The sequence below is a fragment of the Paenibacillus sacheonensis genome (genome assembly GCF_009909195.1).
In the GTDB taxonomy this organism is placed as follows: domain Bacteria; phylum Bacillota; class Bacilli; order Paenibacillales; family Paenibacillaceae; genus Paenibacillus_Z; species Paenibacillus_Z sacheonensis.
Map to the genome: position 1 here is coordinate 320,039 of NZ_JAAAMU010000004.1, position 16,567 is coordinate 336,605.

At 53.8% G+C, this 16,567-nt stretch carries 15 protein-coding genes; 14 read left to right on the top strand and 1 reads right to left on the bottom strand.

Annotated elements, in window-relative coordinates; all coding sequences use genetic code 11:
• Positions 1 to 10 precede the first annotated feature (10 nt).
• The 14 genes from rimO (at position 11) to GT003_RS09630 (ending at position 15,253) form a co-directional block, all read left to right on the top strand.
• Positions 11 to 1,336 (top strand): 30S ribosomal protein S12 methylthiotransferase RimO, encoded by a 1,326-nt coding sequence (rimO, locus tag GT003_RS09565; RefSeq protein WP_161696872.1) that lies wholly within the window; start codon positions 11 to 13, stop codon positions 1,334 to 1,336.
• The gene (gene pgsA, locus GT003_RS09570; protein WP_161696874.1) at positions 1,337 to 1,921 is read left to right on the top strand and encodes a CDP-diacylglycerol--glycerol-3-phosphate 3-phosphatidyltransferase; all 585 of its coding nucleotides are present in this window, start codon (positions 1,337 to 1,339) and stop codon (positions 1,919 to 1,921) included.
• A 127-nt stretch (positions 1,922 to 2,048) separates the two neighbouring features.
• Positions 2,049 to 3,308 carry a competence/damage-inducible protein A gene (locus GT003_RS09575; RefSeq protein ID WP_161696876.1) on the top strand — a complete coding sequence of 420 codons (1,260 nt, stop codon included), beginning with the start codon at positions 2,049 to 2,051 and terminating at the stop codon, positions 3,306 to 3,308.
• Positions 3,309 to 3,520: 212 nt separating this feature from the next.
• Entirely contained in the window at positions 3,521 to 4,579 is a 1,059-nt protein-coding gene (gene recA, locus GT003_RS09580) for a recombinase RecA (RefSeq protein WP_161696878.1), read from the top strand.
• 85 nt (positions 4,580 to 4,664) lie between these two features.
• On the top strand, positions 4,665 to 5,330 hold the full coding sequence (locus GT003_RS09585) for a RecX family transcriptional regulator (protein ID WP_161696880.1): 666 nt from the start codon (positions 4,665 to 4,667) through the stop codon (positions 5,328 to 5,330).
• 173 nt (positions 5,331 to 5,503) lie between these two features.
• Entirely contained in the window at positions 5,504 to 7,045 is a 1,542-nt protein-coding gene (gene rny, locus GT003_RS09590; protein ID WP_161696882.1) for a ribonuclease Y, read from the top strand.
• Between the two features lie 77 nt (positions 7,046 to 7,122).
• Positions 7,123 to 7,917 (top strand): TIGR00282 family metallophosphoesterase, encoded by a 795-nt coding sequence (locus tag GT003_RS09595; protein ID WP_161696884.1) that lies wholly within the window; start codon positions 7,123 to 7,125, stop codon positions 7,915 to 7,917.
• 267 nt (positions 7,918 to 8,184) lie between these two features.
• Positions 8,185 to 8,445, top strand: a complete 261-nt coding sequence (locus tag GT003_RS09600; RefSeq protein WP_028597363.1) for a stage V sporulation protein S — start codon at positions 8,185 to 8,187, stop codon at positions 8,443 to 8,445.
• A 103-nt stretch (positions 8,446 to 8,548) separates the two neighbouring features.
• The gene (locus tag GT003_RS09605) at positions 8,549 to 9,499 is read left to right on the top strand and encodes a dipeptidase (RefSeq protein ID WP_161696886.1); all 951 of its coding nucleotides are present in this window, start codon (positions 8,549 to 8,551) and stop codon (positions 9,497 to 9,499) included.
• Between the two features lie 193 nt (positions 9,500 to 9,692).
• Positions 9,693 to 11,432, top strand: coding sequence for a 2-oxoacid:acceptor oxidoreductase subunit alpha (locus GT003_RS09610; RefSeq protein ID WP_161696888.1), 1,740 nt, complete (start codon positions 9,693 to 9,695; stop codon positions 11,430 to 11,432).
• Between the two features lies 1 nt (position 11,433).
• A complete protein-coding gene (locus GT003_RS09615) occupies positions 11,434 to 12,300 on the top strand; it encodes a 2-oxoacid:ferredoxin oxidoreductase subunit beta (protein ID WP_161696890.1) in 867 nt (288 codons plus the stop codon).
• A 94-nt stretch (positions 12,301 to 12,394) separates the two neighbouring features.
• The gene (locus tag GT003_RS09620) at positions 12,395 to 12,967 is read left to right on the top strand and encodes a phosphate propanoyltransferase (protein ID WP_161696891.1); all 573 of its coding nucleotides are present in this window, start codon (positions 12,395 to 12,397) and stop codon (positions 12,965 to 12,967) included.
• Between the two features lie 189 nt (positions 12,968 to 13,156).
• Entirely contained in the window at positions 13,157 to 14,755 is a 1,599-nt protein-coding gene (gene miaB / locus GT003_RS09625) for a tRNA (N6-isopentenyl adenosine(37)-C2)-methylthiotransferase MiaB (RefSeq protein ID WP_161696893.1), read from the top strand.
• Positions 14,756 to 14,776: 21 nt separating this feature from the next.
• Entirely contained in the window at positions 14,777 to 15,253 is a 477-nt protein-coding gene (locus GT003_RS09630) for a YlbF/YmcA family competence regulator (RefSeq protein WP_161696896.1), read from the top strand.
• A gap of 86 nt (positions 15,254 to 15,339) precedes the next feature.
• Here the strand turns inward: GT003_RS09630 and GT003_RS09635 are convergent, their stop codons facing one another.
• Positions 15,340 to 16,554 (bottom strand): MFS transporter, encoded by a 1,215-nt coding sequence (locus tag GT003_RS09635; RefSeq protein WP_161696898.1) that lies wholly within the window; start codon positions 16,552 to 16,554, stop codon positions 15,340 to 15,342.
• Positions 16,555 to 16,567 lie beyond the last annotated feature (13 nt).

A 16,567-nucleotide genomic window follows, 5' to 3' on the forward strand; every position in this document is an offset into this window, starting at 1 on the left:
GGATACATCGATGACTGAAAGAGTGAAAGTCGTAACATTGGGCTGCGAGAAAAACCTCGTTGATTCCGAGATTATGTCGGGGTTGATTGATGCCAGAGGATACCAGCTTGTGGACCAGGCTGACGACGCTACCGTAATCATTGTCAACACCTGCGGTTTTATAGATGCCGCGAAGGAAGAGTCCGTCAATACGATTTTGGATATGGCTGAATTTAAGCAAACGGGTCGTTTGAAGGCGCTCATCGTATCGGGCTGCTTGACGCAGCGTTATAAGAAACAGCTCATGGAGGAAATGCCCGAAATTGACGGCATTGTCGGAACGGGCGATTTTCATCACATTACGGACATTGTCGACGAGGCGCTTCGCGGCAAACGTCCCGTAAAGGTCGGCAACCCGGCTTTCGATTACGATCAGAAGCTGCCGCGCCTAGTTACGACGCCGCGTTATACGGCGTACGTGAAGATCGCGGAAGGCTGCGATAATGCATGTACGTTCTGTTCAATTCCGATCATGCGCGGCAAATTCCGCAGCCGTTCGATGGATTCGATCGTTGCCGAAGTGCAGCAGCTTGCCGATCAAGGCGTTAGAGAAGTTAGCTTGATCGCGCAGGATTCCACGAATTATGGCACCGATCTGTATGATAAGTTCATGCTGCCCGAGCTGCTGAATCGTGTCAGCGAAGTGGATGGAATCTCGTGGGTGCGCCTGCACTATGCGTATCCGGGCTTCTTTTCGGATGAACTGATCGCGACGATCGCGGCAAATCCGAAAGTATGCAACTATATCGATATGCCTTTGCAGCACAGCGAAGATTCGATCCTGAAGCGCATGCGTCGTCCCGGTCGTCAGCGCGACACGCGCGAGCTTGTCTCCCGCATTCGTGCCAGCATTCCTGACGTTGCACTGCGTACCTCGATTATTGTCGGTTTCCCGGGTGAAACGGAAGAGGATTTCAATCGTTTGTGCGATTTCGTTCGCGAGATGAAATTCGACCGTCTTGGCGTCTTTACCTATTCCCCGGAAGAGGATACGCCTGCCGTTCGTTTACCGGACGCCGTGCCGGATGACGTGAAGGAATGGCGTTCCAATACGCTGATGGAAATTCAGCGCGAAGTATCCAAGGAACTGAGCGGCAAGCACATCGGCAAAGAAATCGATGTGTTGGTTGAACGCTATGACGGTCGAAGCGACGTATACGTCGGCCGTTCGCCGTACGATGCACCTGAAATCGACGGCGAGGTGTTCATTTCCAACTGCAAAGCGGCGATCGGGGAAATTCAAAGGGTGCGGATTACGCATGCTTACGAATTTGATATGTCCGGGGAGGGGCTATAGTTGAATTTAGCCAACCGCATCACGCTCGCACGCATCTTTTTGGTGCCCATCATTATGGTGCTGCTGCTTATTAATGTGGATTTGAAGCCGCTCACGTTCGACAACTCGGATTTCTCGATTACGTGGAATCAGATTTTGGCCGCGATCGTATTTATCGTCGCGGCGAGCACGGACGGTCTTGACGGCTATATCGCGCGCAAGAACAAAATCGTCACCAACCTCGGCAAGCTGCTGGATCCGCTGGCGGATAAGCTGCTCGTCGCAGCCGTGCTTATTTCCCTTGTGGAGATGGAGAAGCTGCATGCCTGGATCGCCATCGTTATCATCAGCCGGGAGTTTGCGGTGACGGGCTTGCGGCAGATCGCCTTGCTGGAAGGCTCCGTAGTCGCTGCGAGCACGTGGGGCAAGTGGAAGACAGCCGTGCAAATCACGATGATCATCGACTTGCTGCTCAACAATTTCCCGTTCGCGTTCCTCGACTTTCCGTTCGATCAAATCTCGATCTATGCGGCGGCGCTCATCACGGTGTACTCCGGGATCGATTATTTCGTCAAAAATAAAAACCTTATTCCGCTTACCGCATAGCACGGCAGCAGGCATCACTCCTTCGCTTTTCATGGATAGAGAGTGATGCTTTGCTTTTCCCTGGCAAGTCTGTCATCGTTGACCGTATTTGCCTTCTATCCTGTACATAAGAAATGGAGCTGTTCAGATGCGTGCAGAAATCATAGCTGTCGGGACGGAGCTGCTGCTCGGTCAAACGGTCAATACGAATGCGACTTATTTGTCGCAAGGATTGGCCGAGCTCGGAATCGACGTTTATTTTCAAACGGTTGTCGGCGACAATGCCGGCCGCATTCGCGAGGCGATTACCTTGGCCAGATCCCGCGCGGATTTGATCTTATTTACGGGCGGATTGGGACCGACGATGGACGATTTGACGAAGGACGCCCTGGCTGAGTTGCTGGGCAGATCCATCGAGGAACATGAGCCGAGCATGGTGAAGATCGAAGCCATGTTCACCTCGCGAGGCATCCATATGGTGGAGAGCAACCGCAGGCAGGCGAACTTGATCGAAGGCAGCGATCCCCTGGACAACGAAGCGGGGCTCGCCGTAGGCAACGCGCTTACGGTGGAAGGGACGCATTACGTGCTGCTCCCGGGTCCTCCGCGCGAGATGAAGCCGATGTTCGACGGGCCCGCGAAGACTTGGCTGCGCGGCGTAATGAACGAGGAGAGACGACTGTATTCGCGCCTCCTCAAGTTTGCCGGGATCGGGGAGTCCTCGCTCGAGCAAGCGCTGATCGACTTGATTGAGACGCAGACCGACCCTTCCATAGCCCCGTATGCCAAAGAAGGCGAAGTAGCGATCAGGGTATCCACCAAAGCGCTCAGCGAGCTCGAAGCGAACGCCAGATTGGATGCGGCGGAGCAGCAAATCAAGGAACGCGTAGGACAGTTCCTGTACGCCCGTGAAGACATCGCGCTGGAGGAAGCGGTCATCCGTCTGCTCCGGGCATCCAGACGAACGCTCGCAAGCGCAGAGAGCTTAACGGGCGGCCTGTTCGCGCAGCTCATTACCCGGATCCCGGGAAGCAGCGGCGAGTTTACGGGCGGCGTCGTGACGTACACGAATTTAATGAAACACCGCCTGCTCAGCATTCCGTTGTCGCAGTTGGAAGGCACGGGCGCGCCGGGGGCGATCAGCGAATCAACGGCCGCACTGATGGCGGAGCGGGTCCGGGAGCTGACCGACAGCGATTTCGGCGTTTCGCTGACCGGCGTCGCGGGTCCTTCGGAGTCGGAAGGCAAGCCCGTGGGTCTTGTCTATTTTGGATTGGCAGAGCGAGGCCAGCAGACGAAAGTCTATACGGCCAACATGAACGGCAACCGCGAGATGATCCGCGTACGTGCCGCAAAGTCGCTTCTTTATCGACTCTGGCAAGCTTTGTCGGGTCATGAAGGAATGTAGCGGCATCTAAAATAAAAGCTTGTCAACGTTTTCTCGATCGACTATAATCGACTTTATACGGAAGAACCGTGGCGAAGATTACTTTGCTGCGGTTCTTTTTTTTGTCTCTCTGTTGGCCAATAGAGAATAAGAATATATGTTCGTAAAAATGCTTGTCAAAGCTATCGAAACAGGGTATCATGAGAATATAAATTATGAGGGATGTGAGTTCGTTGGCGGATCGTAAAGCTGCGCTTGAAATGGCTCTGCGTCAAATAGAGAAGCAATTTGGTAAAGGCTCCATCATGAAACTCGGAGAATCGACACATATGCAAGTAGAGGTCGTATCCAGCGGCGCGCTCGCGTTGGATATCGCGCTTGGAATCGGCGGATTCCCGCGCGGCCGTGTTATCGAAGTATATGGACCGGAGTCTTCCGGTAAGACGACCGTAGCGCTGCACGCGATCGCCGAAGTACAGCGCGCTGGCGGACAAGCCGCTTTCATCGACGCCGAGCATGCGCTCGATCCGTCGTATGCTAGTAAGCTGGGCGTTAATATCGACGAACTGCTTCTGTCGCAGCCCGATACGGGCGAGCAAGCGCTCGAAATCGCCGAGGCGCTCGTACGCAGCGGCGCGGTGGACATCGTTGTCGTTGACTCCGTTGCGGCTCTCGTGCCTAAGGCCGAGATCGAAGGCGACATGGGAGATTCCCACGTCGGTCTTCAAGCCCGTCTGATGTCGCAAGCTCTTCGTAAGCTTTCAGGTGCGATCAGCAAATCGAAGACAATCGCCATTTTCATTAACCAATTGCGTGAGAAAGTCGGCGTTATGTTCGGTAATCCGGAGACGACGCCAGGCGGCCGCGCTTTGAAATTCTATTCCTCGGTACGTCTTGACGTTCGTCGGATCGAATCGATCAAGCAAGGCAATGATGTGGTCGGCAACCGGACACGGATTAAAGTCGTGAAGAATAAGGTTGCGCCTCCGTTCAAGCAGGCCGAAGTTGATATCATGTACGGCGAAGGCATTTCCAAAGAAGGCAGCATCGTCGATATCGGAGTCGAGCACGATATTATCCAGAAGAGCGGTGCCTGGTTCTCCTTTAACGGGGAGCGTCTGGGACAAGGCCGCGAGAATGCGAAGCAGTTCTTGAAGGAACGCAAAGATATTTCTTCCGTTATCGAGCAGCAAATTCGCGAAGTCAGCAACGTTGCAGCCGCGGCGACAGCTGGCGCTGCGTTCAGCGAGGACGAGGGAACCGAGGACGAATTGGAACTCGACATCGAATAACATCGGTTTGCATTTCATCGACTAATGCATATAGTTAAGCACCTGCGAAGGGTGCTTTTCTTTTTTATAGGGGAGTTGGACAAGCTTGCTGACGATTACCGGCGTAGAACAGGTTCCGAAGAAGAAACAGCGGTATTATTTATATGTCAATGATGCGAAGGAACCGTTTACGGACGTTCATGAGGATCTATTGATCAAATTCCGACTGCTGAAGGGGCGGGAAATCGACGCCGAAGAGTTAAAGCAAATCGTGCTGGAAGATAGTCATCATCGTGCCTATATATTGGCGCTTGCCTATCTGGGAGCCAGACAGCGGACGGAGAAGGAAATCACCCGATACTTGTCTAAGAAAGAACTGGACGAGCAGTCGGCCCAGAAAGCGATCGAACGGCTTCGTAAGGAAGGTCTCGTCAACGACCCGCAATATGCGGAGCTTTATGCCGCTCAGCGAATGCGCACGCAGCTGAAAGGGAGACGTCTCCTGCAGCAGGAATTGCTTCAGAGGGGCATCAAGCGGGATACGGCCAAGGAAGCCGCGGCGAAGCTGAGCCCGGAATCGGAGACGGAGATGGCGGTTCGTGCCGCGCTGAAGAAATGGCCATCTATAAAGGGAGAAGAGCGTGAGAGAAAGCAGAAGCTGGCGGTCTTCTTGCTGCGCAGAGGGTTCCCTTCTTCGATCGTCCGGGAAGCAGTAAAAGCGGCATCCGAAGGGGAGCTGGACGACGAAGATGGGCAGATGCTTGACAATTGATTTTCACAAAAGATAAAATGAGTTTGTATTCTTTCTTCCAGAATCGATTTTCCTTCCAAAAATTGATTCAAAACGATTATTTTCGTCAAATTAAGCATGCACGTTAAAAACCGGCTGGAAAACCAAATACTGTCCCAAGCGTTTGCTTAGGTGAACAACGAGGAGGTGAGATAATGCCAATCTGGGCAACTATCCTGATCGCTCTCGTTGTTGGTGCAATTTTCTTTGGTGTCGGTTATTTTATTCGAAAATCGATCGCCGAGGCCAAAATTTCTAGTGCCGAGCAAGCCGCTAGTCAGATCGTTGACAATGCGAGGAAAGATGCGGAAGCGCTTAAGAAAGAAACGGTTCTCGAAGCGAAAGATGAAGTCCACAAGCTCCGTACCGAGGCTGAGAGAGATATTCGCGAACGTCGCAATGAGGTACAGCGTCTTGAAAGACGACTGATTCAGAAAGAAGAGTCGTTGGATAAAAAAATAGAAGCGCTGGAACGCAAAGAAGAACAAGTAGCCAACAAAGAGAAGCGGATCGAGGAAACACAAGAGCAGATCGATTCACTCTACAAGCAGCAGCTTCATGAACTGGAACGGATTTCGAACTTGACGATGGAGGATGCGAAGCAAGTCATCCTGACCAACGTCGAACAAGAGGTTCGTCATGAAACGGCGCAAATGATCAAAGAGATCGAGTCGCAGGCGAAAGAAGAAGCGGATAAGAAAGCTCGTGATATTATCTCGCTTGCTATTCAACGCTGTGCCGCCGATCATGTGGCAGAGACGACGGTATCCGTCGTTGCGCTGCCGAACGAAGAAATGAAAGGCCGCATTATCGGCCGCGAAGGCCGCAACATCCGTGCACTGGAGACGTTGACCGGTATCGATCTCATCATCGACGATACACCGGAAGCGGTCATCTTGTCCGGTTTCGATCCTATTCGCCGCGAAATTGCCCGCACTTCCCTCGAGAAGCTTGTCGCGGATGGACGTATCCATCCTGCGCGAATCGAGGAAATGGTCGAGAAATCTCGTAAGGAAGTGGACGAGCGCATCCGTGAATACGGAGAGCAGGCGACGTATGAAGTCGGCGTACACGGTTTACACCCAGACTTGATCAAAATTCTTGGCCGCTTGAAATACCGTACCAGCTATGGACAAAATGTGTTGAAGCATTCCATGGAAGTTGCGTATTTGACCGGTCTCATGGCTGCCGAGCTGGGCGAAGACATTACGTTGGCAAGAAGAGCAGGATTACTGCACGATATCGGCAAAGCGCTTGACCACGAAGTGGAAGGGTCGCATGTCGAGATCGGCGTCGAGCTGGCGAAGAAATACAAAGAGCATCCGGTCGTCATCAACAGTATCGCTTCTCACCATGGCGACTGCGAAGCGACTTCGGTTATCGCCATGCTGGTCGGCGCAGCAGATGCATTATCGGCTGCACGCCCAGGGGCAAGAAGAGAGACGCTCGAAACGTATATCAAGCGCCTGGAGAAGCTGGAGGGCATTTCGGAATCGTTCGAAGGCGTCGAGAAATCGTACGCCATCCAAGCCGGACGCGAGGTTCGCGTCATGGTTCAACCGGACAAAATCGACGATACGGAAGCGTTCCGCCTAGCGCGCGACATTACGAAGAAGATCGAGAGCGAACTCGATTATCCGGGTCATATCAAAGTGACGGTCATCCGCGAGACGCGCGCCGTCGAATACGCCAAATAACAGCATAGCAATCAACACGAGAAAAGTGGCTGCCTGTCAGCCACTTTTCTGGTCTAAACAGAAAGGTTTGGAAGAGCATGAACGTATTATTTATCGGCGATATCGTTGGCAACGTGGGCCGCACGGCGGTCAAGAAAGTGCTGCCTGCACTGAAATCGAAATACAACCCGCATATCATCATCGCGAATGGGGAGAATGCCGCAGCAGGAAGAGGCATAACGGCAGCGATCGTAAAGGAACTGCTGGAGGCCGGCGTGCATGGCATTACGATGGGGAACCACACCTGGGACAATAAGGACATCTTCGAATGGATCGACGATCAACCCCGCATCGTTCGTCCGGCTAACTTTGCGCCGGAAGCGCCGGGTCAAGGGGCAACCGTCATCAAAGCCAATGGAAAAGAACTGGCCATCATAAATTTGCAGGGCCGGACATTCCTGCCGCCGATCGACTGTCCGTTCCGGTACGCGGACGAGCTGATCGAGCATTACCAGCAGGAGACGAAAAATATCCTCGTCGATTTTCACGCGGAAGCCACTTCGGAGAAAATCGCCATGGGCTGGCATTTGGATGGGAAAGCGTCGATCGTGCTCGGTACCCATACGCATGTGCAGACGAATGACGACCGGATTCTTCCGAATGGTACGGCATATATTACGGACGTCGGCATGGTCGGTCCGATGGATGGCGTGCTCGGAATGGAGAAGGGACCTGTCCTTCATAAGTTCTTGACCCAACTGCCAGTACGGTTCGTGGTCGACGAAGGAAATTGGCATTTGCACGGCATATCGGTTGAAATCGACGATGCGACGGGCAAAGCGAAAAAAATCCAAAAAATCCGGCTGACGGAAACGGAATGGCTGCTCATGTAGCAGCCATTTTTTTTATTTCCGATCACGGTTGTCCGCTCGCGCGCAGAAGCGAGTTTAGCCTTTCATCATTTATGTCTAATAGTATCAAGGGAGAATTGCATTTCGCGTTCCAAAGCACTGCGCGTTGGTATTTTCTTGCTCTATGAAAATTCTTGCAATTCAGAAGATTTCGCCAACATAGCGCAAGAAAGAAGGAATTATTTCTTCTCTCTCGAATACTTATCGTAATAGCGGTATTCATCCATCATTCCCGAGGAGGTCACTTTCATGGATGTCTTAAAAGTTTCAGCAAAGTCCAATCCAAATTCTGTTGCAGGAGCTCTGGCTGGCGTGCTGCGTGAGCGCGGAGCGGCTGAATTGCAAGCAATCGGGGCTGGTGCGTTGAATCAAGCGGTAAAGGCGGTTGCGATCGCACGAGGTTTCGTCGCGCCGAGCGGGGTAGACCTTATTTGCATCCCGGCATTTACGGACATTGTCATCGATGGAGAAGACCGAACGGCCATCAAGCTCATCGTCGAACCCAGATAGAACCGGGATCCAGAAGCGGTATGTAAAGAATTAAACCTGTTTACGTCGTAGGCAGGTTTTTTTGCATGGAAAAAATCGAAAACGGGCGGAGGCTGATAAGCTGATGGGAAACTTGCGTAAGGTGGATTTTCACTGCGATGTCTTGTGGAAGCTGCTTGAGAACCCGGCGTTAACGTTCAACGGGGGCGATCAACGAAATCTTGACGTCACGCTGCCAAGGTTGAAGCAGGCGGATTCGATATTTCAGACCTTTGCCATCTATATACCGGAGCGAATGGATAAAACAATGGTCCCGATCCTACAAAGCATCGATTTATTCTATCGCAAGGTGCTCACCCATCCCGAGATGGCCTTTATACGCACGTCAAGGGATATTCTGGCGCTTCGCCAACAATCAGGTGTCATTGGAGCCATGCTGTCCCTCGAGGGCGCAGACGGCCTTCAGGGCGACCCTGCTATGGTGCGGATCCTGTTCGCGCTCGGCGTGCGTGCGGCGGGGCTGACGTGGAATAACGCGAATTGGGCCGCGGACGGCGTTCTGGAGACGCGAGGAGGCGGGTTAACAAAAAAAGGACGCGCCTTCGTAGAAGAATGTAATAGATTGGGTATACTGTTGGATGTGTCCCATCTGAGCGATCGCGCTTTCTGGGATATGCTGCAGGTGTCGACGAAACCGATCATCGCATCCCATTCCAACTGCCGCTTCCTTTGTCCGCATCCGCGCAATCTGGAGGACGATCAAATCAAAGCGCTTCTGGCGGGCGGGGGACTGATCGGCGTCACGTACGTGCCGCAATTCGTATCGTCGCGCGTTCCTGCCGGCATTGCTGACGTGCTGCGTCACGTAGAGCGGATTTGCGAGTTTGGCGGCGTGAGCCAGCTGATGTTCGGTTCGGATTTCGACGGTATCGACCATCACGTGGAGGGGCTGACCCATCCTGGCGAGCTGCATCAGCTGCAGGACGCGCTCCTGGCGCGCTATCCGGAAGAGGTAGTAAAAGCGTTTTTCGAAACGAATGCGCTCGATTTTCTAGCGAAGCATCTGCCTCATTGATCAATAATTCCTTAACAATCTCGCTGCGATATGGGTATAATCGAAAAGAACTATTCGAGAAAATGGCCGGAACAGCTTGCATTTTAGTACTTAGAGACATAAAATTTATTTGATTATACGATAGGAATGTTGGATCACTTGTTTAATGTTGTCGAAAATATTGCAGGTTTATTCAAAAGAGGAGATGGGCATTTTGATTAGTCAATTGTCTTGGAAAATCGGGGGACAACAAGGGGAAGGCGTTGAGAGTACCGACCGTATTTTCTCGACAGCGCTTAACCGTCTTGGCTACTACTTGTATGGGTACCGCCACTTTTCATCGCGGATCAAAGGCGGTCACACGAACAATAAAATTAGAATCAGCACGCAGCCGAAGCTCGCCATTTCGGACGATCTTGATATTTTGGTCGCGTTCGACCAAGAAAGCATCGATTTGAACGCACATGAATTGCGTGCGGGCGGCGTGGTCGTAGCTGACGCCAAGTTTAACCCGGTACTTCCGGAAGGCATCAATGCTCGTCTATTCCCGGTTCCAATTACTTCGATCGCAGAGGACCTGGGCACTTCGCTCATGAAAAACATGGTGGCGTCCGGTGCTTCTTGGGCGCTTCTTGGTCTGCCGGTCGACGTTTTCAATAAAGCGGTCGAAGAAGAGTTCGGTCGCAAAGGCGCAGCTATCGTCGAGAAAAACATCGAAGCCGTCAAACGCGGCTCCGACTTCGTGCTCGAGCTTGCGGGCGGACCGCTGGAAGAATTCCAGCTTGAACCGGCCGACGGCAAGCAAAAGCTGTTCATGATCGGCAACGAAGCGATCGGCCTCGGAGCCGTAGCAGGCGGCTGCCGTCTCATGTCCGCGTATCCGATTACGCCGGCTTCCGAAATCATGGAATATTTGATCAAGAAACTTCCGAAATTCGGCGGAACCGTCGTTCAAACGGAAGACGAAATCGCGGCGGTAACGATGGCGATCGGCGCCAACTATGCCGGCGTTCGCACGATGACCGCATCCGCGGGTCCCGGTCTGTCGCTTATGATGGAAGCCATCGGCCTTGCCGGCATGACGGAAACGCCGCTCGTGATCGTGGATACGCAGCGCGGCGGTCCTTCGACAGGCTTGCCGACCAAACAAGAACAATCCGACTTGAACGCGATGGTATACGGCACGCACGGTGAAATTCCGAAAATCGTCATTGCGCCTGCAAGCTTGGAAGATTGCTTCTACGATACGATCGAATCTTTCAATCTCTCGGAACAATACCAAGTTCCGGTTATTCTAATGACAGACCTTCAGCTCTCGCTGGGCAAGCAGTCCTGCGAGCCGCTGGATCTCAATAAAATGCCGATCAACCGCGGCAAGCTGGTACGCGAGAGCGAGCTTCCGTCGCTGGAGACGAACGAACTGTTCAAGCGTTACGAGCTGACGGACGACGGCGTATCGCCGCGCGTCATTCCAGGCGATAAATTCGGCCTGCATCACGTCACGGGCGTCGAGCACGATGAGACGGGCCGTCCTTCCGAAAGCGCGATTAACCGCAAACGGATGATGGATAAACGACTGACGAAGCTTGACGGCATGTATATCCGCGATGCTGTCCGCGCGGACGCTCCATATGCGGAAGCAGACCTGCTTATCATCGGCATGGGCTCGACGGGCGGTACGATCGACGAAGCGCGCGTTCGTTTGGAAAGCGACGGCTTGAAAACCAACCATATTACGATTCGCCAAATTCATCCGTTCCCGGCCGAATTGGTAGAGCCTTACCTGAACGGCGCAGCTAAAGTCGTCGTGCTCGAGAACAACGCGACGGGACAGCTGGCCGACCAAGTGAAGCTGCACGCCGGCCATGCGAACAAAATCAAAAGCGTTCTGAAATACGACGGTAATCCGTTCCTGCCTTCCGAAGTGCACAAAGCATGCAAGGAGTTGGTCTAAGATGGCGACATTTAAAGAGTTTCGCAATAACGTAAAACCGAACTGGTGCCCAGGCTGCGGAGACTTCTCCGTCCAAGCCGCGATTCAGCGTGCTGCAGCCAATGCAGGCCTAGAGCCCGAGAAATTGGCAGTCGTATCGGGTATCGGATGCTCGGGCCGGATTTCCGGTTATATTAACGCCTACGGTCTGCACGGCATTCACGGCCGCGCGCTCCCGATCGCCCAAGGCGTGAAGCTGGCAAACCGCGAGCTGACGGTCATCGCTTCCGGCGGTGACGGCGACGGCTTCGCGATCGGCATGGGTCATACGGTCCACGCGATTCGCCGTAACATCGACTTGACGTATATCGTCATGGATAACCAAATCTACGGTCTGACCAAAGGGCAAACGTCGCCGCGCAGCGCGGAAGGCTTCAAGACGAAATCGACGCCCGAAGGCTCCATCGAGTCGACGTTGTCTCCGCTCGAGATCGCGATGTCTGCCGGCGCAACGTTCATCGCGCAGTCTTTCTCCAGCGATCTGAAGCAGCTGACGGCGCTGATCGAAGCGGGCTTGAACCACAAAGGCTTCTCGCTGATCAACGTATTCAGCCCTTGCGTTACGTTCAACAAAGTGAATACGTACGATTGGTTCAAAGAAAACATCGTCAACCTGGATCAGTTCCCGGATTATGATCCGTCCAACCGGATCGCGGCCATGAACAAAATCATGGAAACGAACGGCATGCTTACCGGCCTGATCTATCAAAACAAAGAGCGTCAAGCGTACGAATCCATGATCAGCGGCTTCCAGCCGGAAGGTCTTGCAAACCAAGACCTGTCGCTGTCGCAAGAGCAGTTTGACAAGCTCGTCGCCGAGTTCAAATAATCGCGTTTTCTTTCAGTGAATATTAAAGCAGGCATACCGTTCAATGTGACGGTATGCCTTTCTTACGACATTGAAGAGAAAGAAGGGAAGCCAAATGACATTTAAGGTTCCTGTCGGCGTATCCGCCCGGCATATTCATCTAGCGCAAGAGCATGTTGAACGTTTATTCGGACCGGGTGCCGAGCTGACGGTATTCAAGCCGCTGTCTCAGCCCGGCCAGTATGCGGCTAACGAAACGGTCGAGGTAACCGGCCCGAAAGGAAGCTTCGGCAAGGTTCGGATTCTCGGACCCGTACGCAAGCGCACGCAGCTTGAGGTATCGCGCACGGATGCCTTTACGCTCGGAATCAACCCGCCGGTACGCGAGTCGGGCGATATCGCCGGTTCGGCTGGCATCACCATTAAGGGACCCGCAGGCGAAATCGCCATTGAAGAAGGCGTCATCGTCGCAGCGCGTCATATTCATTTTCATACAAGCGATGCGGAGCGCATGGGCATCGCGGACAAGCAGCGACTGTCGGTTCGCCTTCACGGGGAACGCGGCGTTATCTTGGAGAACGTCATCGCGCGCGTATCGCCGGAGTTCGCGCTCGACATGCATATCGATACCGACGAAGCGAATGCCGCAGGCGCCAAAACCGGCGACGAGGCCGAGATTATCGGTTAGCTCCAAGCCTTCATGGACCCCTATTTCCGCTTGCAGCCGGAGTAGGGGTTTTTGAGTCTCCTGAATAGGGCGGACATTGGAGCCGACAATGGAAGCCGTTTCCCATACGGCAGCGGATTTCGCAAGCCGACCGGTGCAACTGGTAATGGAGGCGCATTTTTCTTTCTAATCGCGATGGATTTTGATATAATGCTGGAATGGACACGTATAGAGAGGGGACGTGAAGCAGTGGGCGGCACCGAGAAGGACTTCTCCAAATATTTCGATTTTTCGGGTGCGAAAGTGTTGAAAGAAGCGGATGGCAAAACGACCTACCGGATCAGCGGTAGAGATATAACGATAAATGCAGCGCCAAGCTACAAAGACGAGAAGCGACGGGGCAGGGAAGAAATACAGGTTCACTACGAATCCTCGATTCCTCCCGATCTGCAGCAGCTTGGGAAAGGCAAAACCTACCACATCACGACGTACGGCTGCCAGATGAACGAGCATGACACCGAAGTGATCAAAGGGATTTTCGAGCAGATGGGCTATCTGCCGACCGAGAATCGCAACGATGCGGACGTAATCCTGCTTAACACGTGCGCGGTTCGCGAGAATGCGGAAGACAAGGTGTTCGGCGAGCTCGGGCATTTGAAGCACCTGAAGCTCGAGAAGCCGGATCTTATTCTTGGCGTATGCGGCTGCATGTCGCAGGAAGAGTCCGTCGTCGGCCGAATCATGCAGAAGCACAGCTTCGTCGATTTGATCTTTGGCACGCACAACATCCACCGGCTGCCGTATTTGCTGCAGGATGCGCTCTTCGGTAAAGAGATGGTCGTGGAAGTATGGTCCAAGGAAGGCGACATCATCGAGAATTTGCCGAAGAAGCGCGAAGGCATGCGCGGCTGGGTGAACATCATGTACGGCTGCGATAAGTTCTGCACCTACTGCATCGTGCCGTATACGCGCGGCAAGGAGCGCAGCAGGCGTCCGGAGGACGTCATCGCCGAGGTTCGGGAGCTGGCGCGGCAGGGCTTTAAAGAGATTACGCTGCTCGGTCAGAATGTAAATGCCTACGGCAAGGACTTCGAAGACATCGATTATCGGTTCGGAGATCTGATGGCGGATATGTCGAAGATCGATCTTCCCCGGATCCGCTTTACGACGAGCCATCCGCGCGACTTCGACGATCACCTCATCCAAGTGTTGGCAACCAGAGGGAACCTCGTCGAACATATTCATCTGCCCGTACAGTCCGGCAGTACGGAAGTGTTGAAGCGGATGAGCCGTAAGTACTCGCGGGAGCTGTATCTGGAGCTTGTCGGCAAAATCAAGGGGATCATTCCGGACGTCGCGCTGACGACCGACATCATCGTCGGGTTCCCGGGCGAGACGGAGGAGCAGTTCGAAGAGACGCTGTCGCTGATGAGGGAAGTCGGATTTTCCTCGGCGTACACGTTCATTTACTCCCCGCGCGAAGGGACGCCTGCTGCGGATATGGAAGATAATATTCCGGCGAGCGTCAAAAAATCGCGGCTGGCGCGGCTGAACGAAGTCGTAGCCGAGCAGAGCCTGCGAAGCAATCGGCTCCTGATCAACCAAACCGTCGAGGTGCTGGTCGAAGGACAAAGCAAGAACAATCCGGAGGTGCTCGCCGGACGAACGCGCACGAATAAGCTTGTACACATGACAGGTCCTGCTTCATGGATCGGACAATTTATCGAGGCGCGCGTGACGGACGTGCAAACGTGGTATATCAAAGCAGAACCGGTAATGGAAGAGCGCGAGCAAGAAGCAGTATCTTAACGATTAGAGGAGCGAAAGACAATGGCAAACGAACAACAAGCGAAGCACGACCACGATCATGATCACGATGCAGGGTGCGCAGTACCGAAATTCAACACGGAGGACATCATCGTACGCGCCGACATCATGGCCAAAACGAAGGAACTTGCGTCGATGATTTTCACGTCCGAGGAAGTACAGCAATTCCAGCGCGCCGAGAAGCAAATTCAAGGCAATGAGCGCGTTCAAGGCTTGATCGCCAAAATCAAGAAGAAGCAAAAGGAAGTCGTTGCCTTCGAAACGACCTTCAAAAACGCCGACATGGTCGCCAAAATCGAGAAAGAAATCGAAGTGCTCCAAGACGAGCTGGACGGCATTCCGATCATCACGGAGTTCCAGCAAAGCCAAGCGGACATCAACTACTTGCTGCAATCGGTCGTTTCCGTCATTCGGGATACGGTTGCGGAGAAAATCACGATCGAAGATGCGCAGACGGAAGATCCGGAAGAGTGCATGTAGGAAGCGAACTCAAAAACACCTGCCGAATCGACGCGTTTGCGTGCGCTCGGCAGGTGTTTTCTATAGAAGAGCGTTAGTAGGTCAAGCTAGGAAGAAGACCATGATCGGGCGCTGGCGCGTTTCCATATCAGCGTAAGCAGCAGTGCGGTTGCGGCAAACGCGCCGCCGAGCCAGAAACCGTAATCCCGTCCGAGCATGTCATTCACGAAGCCGGCGAGGAACGGACCCGCGAACATGCCGATGGAGTAGATCGCCTGGTAGAAGCCCATTGCCGTCGCTCGCTTGGACGACTCGAACGGCTGGATGGCGAGCCCGAGCAGAATGGGCAGATGCATGCCCTGCGCGAAGCCGTTCAGCACCTGCGTGAGCGCGAGCATCCCCAGATTCGGCGCGAACGCGATGGCTACCGTGAAGATGCCGCTGAGTAAATAGGCAGTGCCGATGACATTCCATGTTCCGAAACGCGGCACGAGCCACCTGCCCGTGATGAGCGAGGCAAGGCCATGCGGTACCATAAAGGCGATCACGATCAGCGTGAGCTGCCCATTCGATGCGCCGAGCGATGTCGCTTTCAGCGGCGTGAAGCCGAACATCGTGATGAATAAGACGCAATGGGCGAGAATCGAGAGCATCGAGACCTGCTGCAGCGACGGCGTCCGTACGACCTCCCGCAAGTGACGGAGCGAGATCGGCGCCCGCGCTACGCCTTCTCGCGGTTCCTTGATCGCGAAGGCAAGGCCTAACCCGGCGAGGCCGATGAAAATACCGGCGGTGAAGGCGGCATTCCAGCTGTACGTATCGGCGAGCCAGCCGCTCAGGATCATGCCGATCAGCTGTCCGGATACGGTCAGGAAGCTGATGTTGCTCATCGCTTTCGTCGCTTCGGACGAGGCGAAGTAGGCGGCGTACAGCACGGTGAACGCGACCCATGACGAGGCGCATACGCCCGACATCATGCGTCCAGCGAGCGGCCATATCCACGAGCCGGGAATCATGAACAGGAGGCAGCTGAGGGTGCCGGTGATCATGCCGAGCATCAGAAACGGCTTTCGCTTCTGCAGCTTATCGGACAGCAGGCCCAGCGGGAAACGGACGAACATTTGAACGAACCCGTAGCTGCCGAGCACGATGCCGATCAGCACGTCGGAGTAGCCGCCGCTCTTCAAGAACGGGGATAAGATCGGGACATACACGTAAAGCGTGGACCAGTACAGCAGCGTAACGACGACGAAAATGATATGGTCCGAACGGGTCGTCGGGATTAATGCCGATTGCTCGCGCGAATTCGCTTCTGCGGACAAAGGAACCTTCACT

Excerpts from the sequence above, each read along its gene's own strand:
- rimO (WP_161696872.1), top strand. The coding sequence starts at position 11 with ATGACTGAAAGAGTGAAAGTCGTAACATTGGGCTGCGAGAAAAACCTC.
- GT003_RS09615 (WP_161696890.1), top strand. The coding sequence starts at position 11,434 with ATGGCGACATTTAAAGAGTTTCGCAATAACGTAAAACCGAACTGGTGC.
- GT003_RS09595 (WP_161696884.1), top strand. The coding sequence starts at position 7,123 with ATGAACGTATTATTTATCGGCGATATCGTTGGCAACGTGGGCCGCACG.
- GT003_RS09620 (WP_161696891.1), top strand. The coding sequence starts at position 12,395 with ATGACATTTAAGGTTCCTGTCGGCGTATCCGCCCGGCATATTCATCTA.
- rny (WP_161696882.1), top strand. The coding sequence starts at position 5,504 with ATGCCAATCTGGGCAACTATCCTGATCGCTCTCGTTGTTGGTGCAATT.
- GT003_RS09630 (WP_161696896.1), top strand. The coding sequence starts at position 14,777 with ATGGCAAACGAACAACAAGCGAAGCACGACCACGATCATGATCACGAT.
- GT003_RS09605 (WP_161696886.1), top strand. The coding sequence starts at position 8,549 with ATGGGAAACTTGCGTAAGGTGGATTTTCACTGCGATGTCTTGTGGAAG.
- GT003_RS09600 (WP_028597363.1), top strand. The coding sequence starts at position 8,185 with ATGGATGTCTTAAAAGTTTCAGCAAAGTCCAATCCAAATTCTGTTGCA.
- miaB (WP_161696893.1), top strand. The coding sequence starts at position 13,157 with ATGCTGGAATGGACACGTATAGAGAGGGGACGTGAAGCAGTGGGCGGC.
- GT003_RS09575 (WP_161696876.1), top strand. The coding sequence starts at position 2,049 with ATGCGTGCAGAAATCATAGCTGTCGGGACGGAGCTGCTGCTCGGTCAA.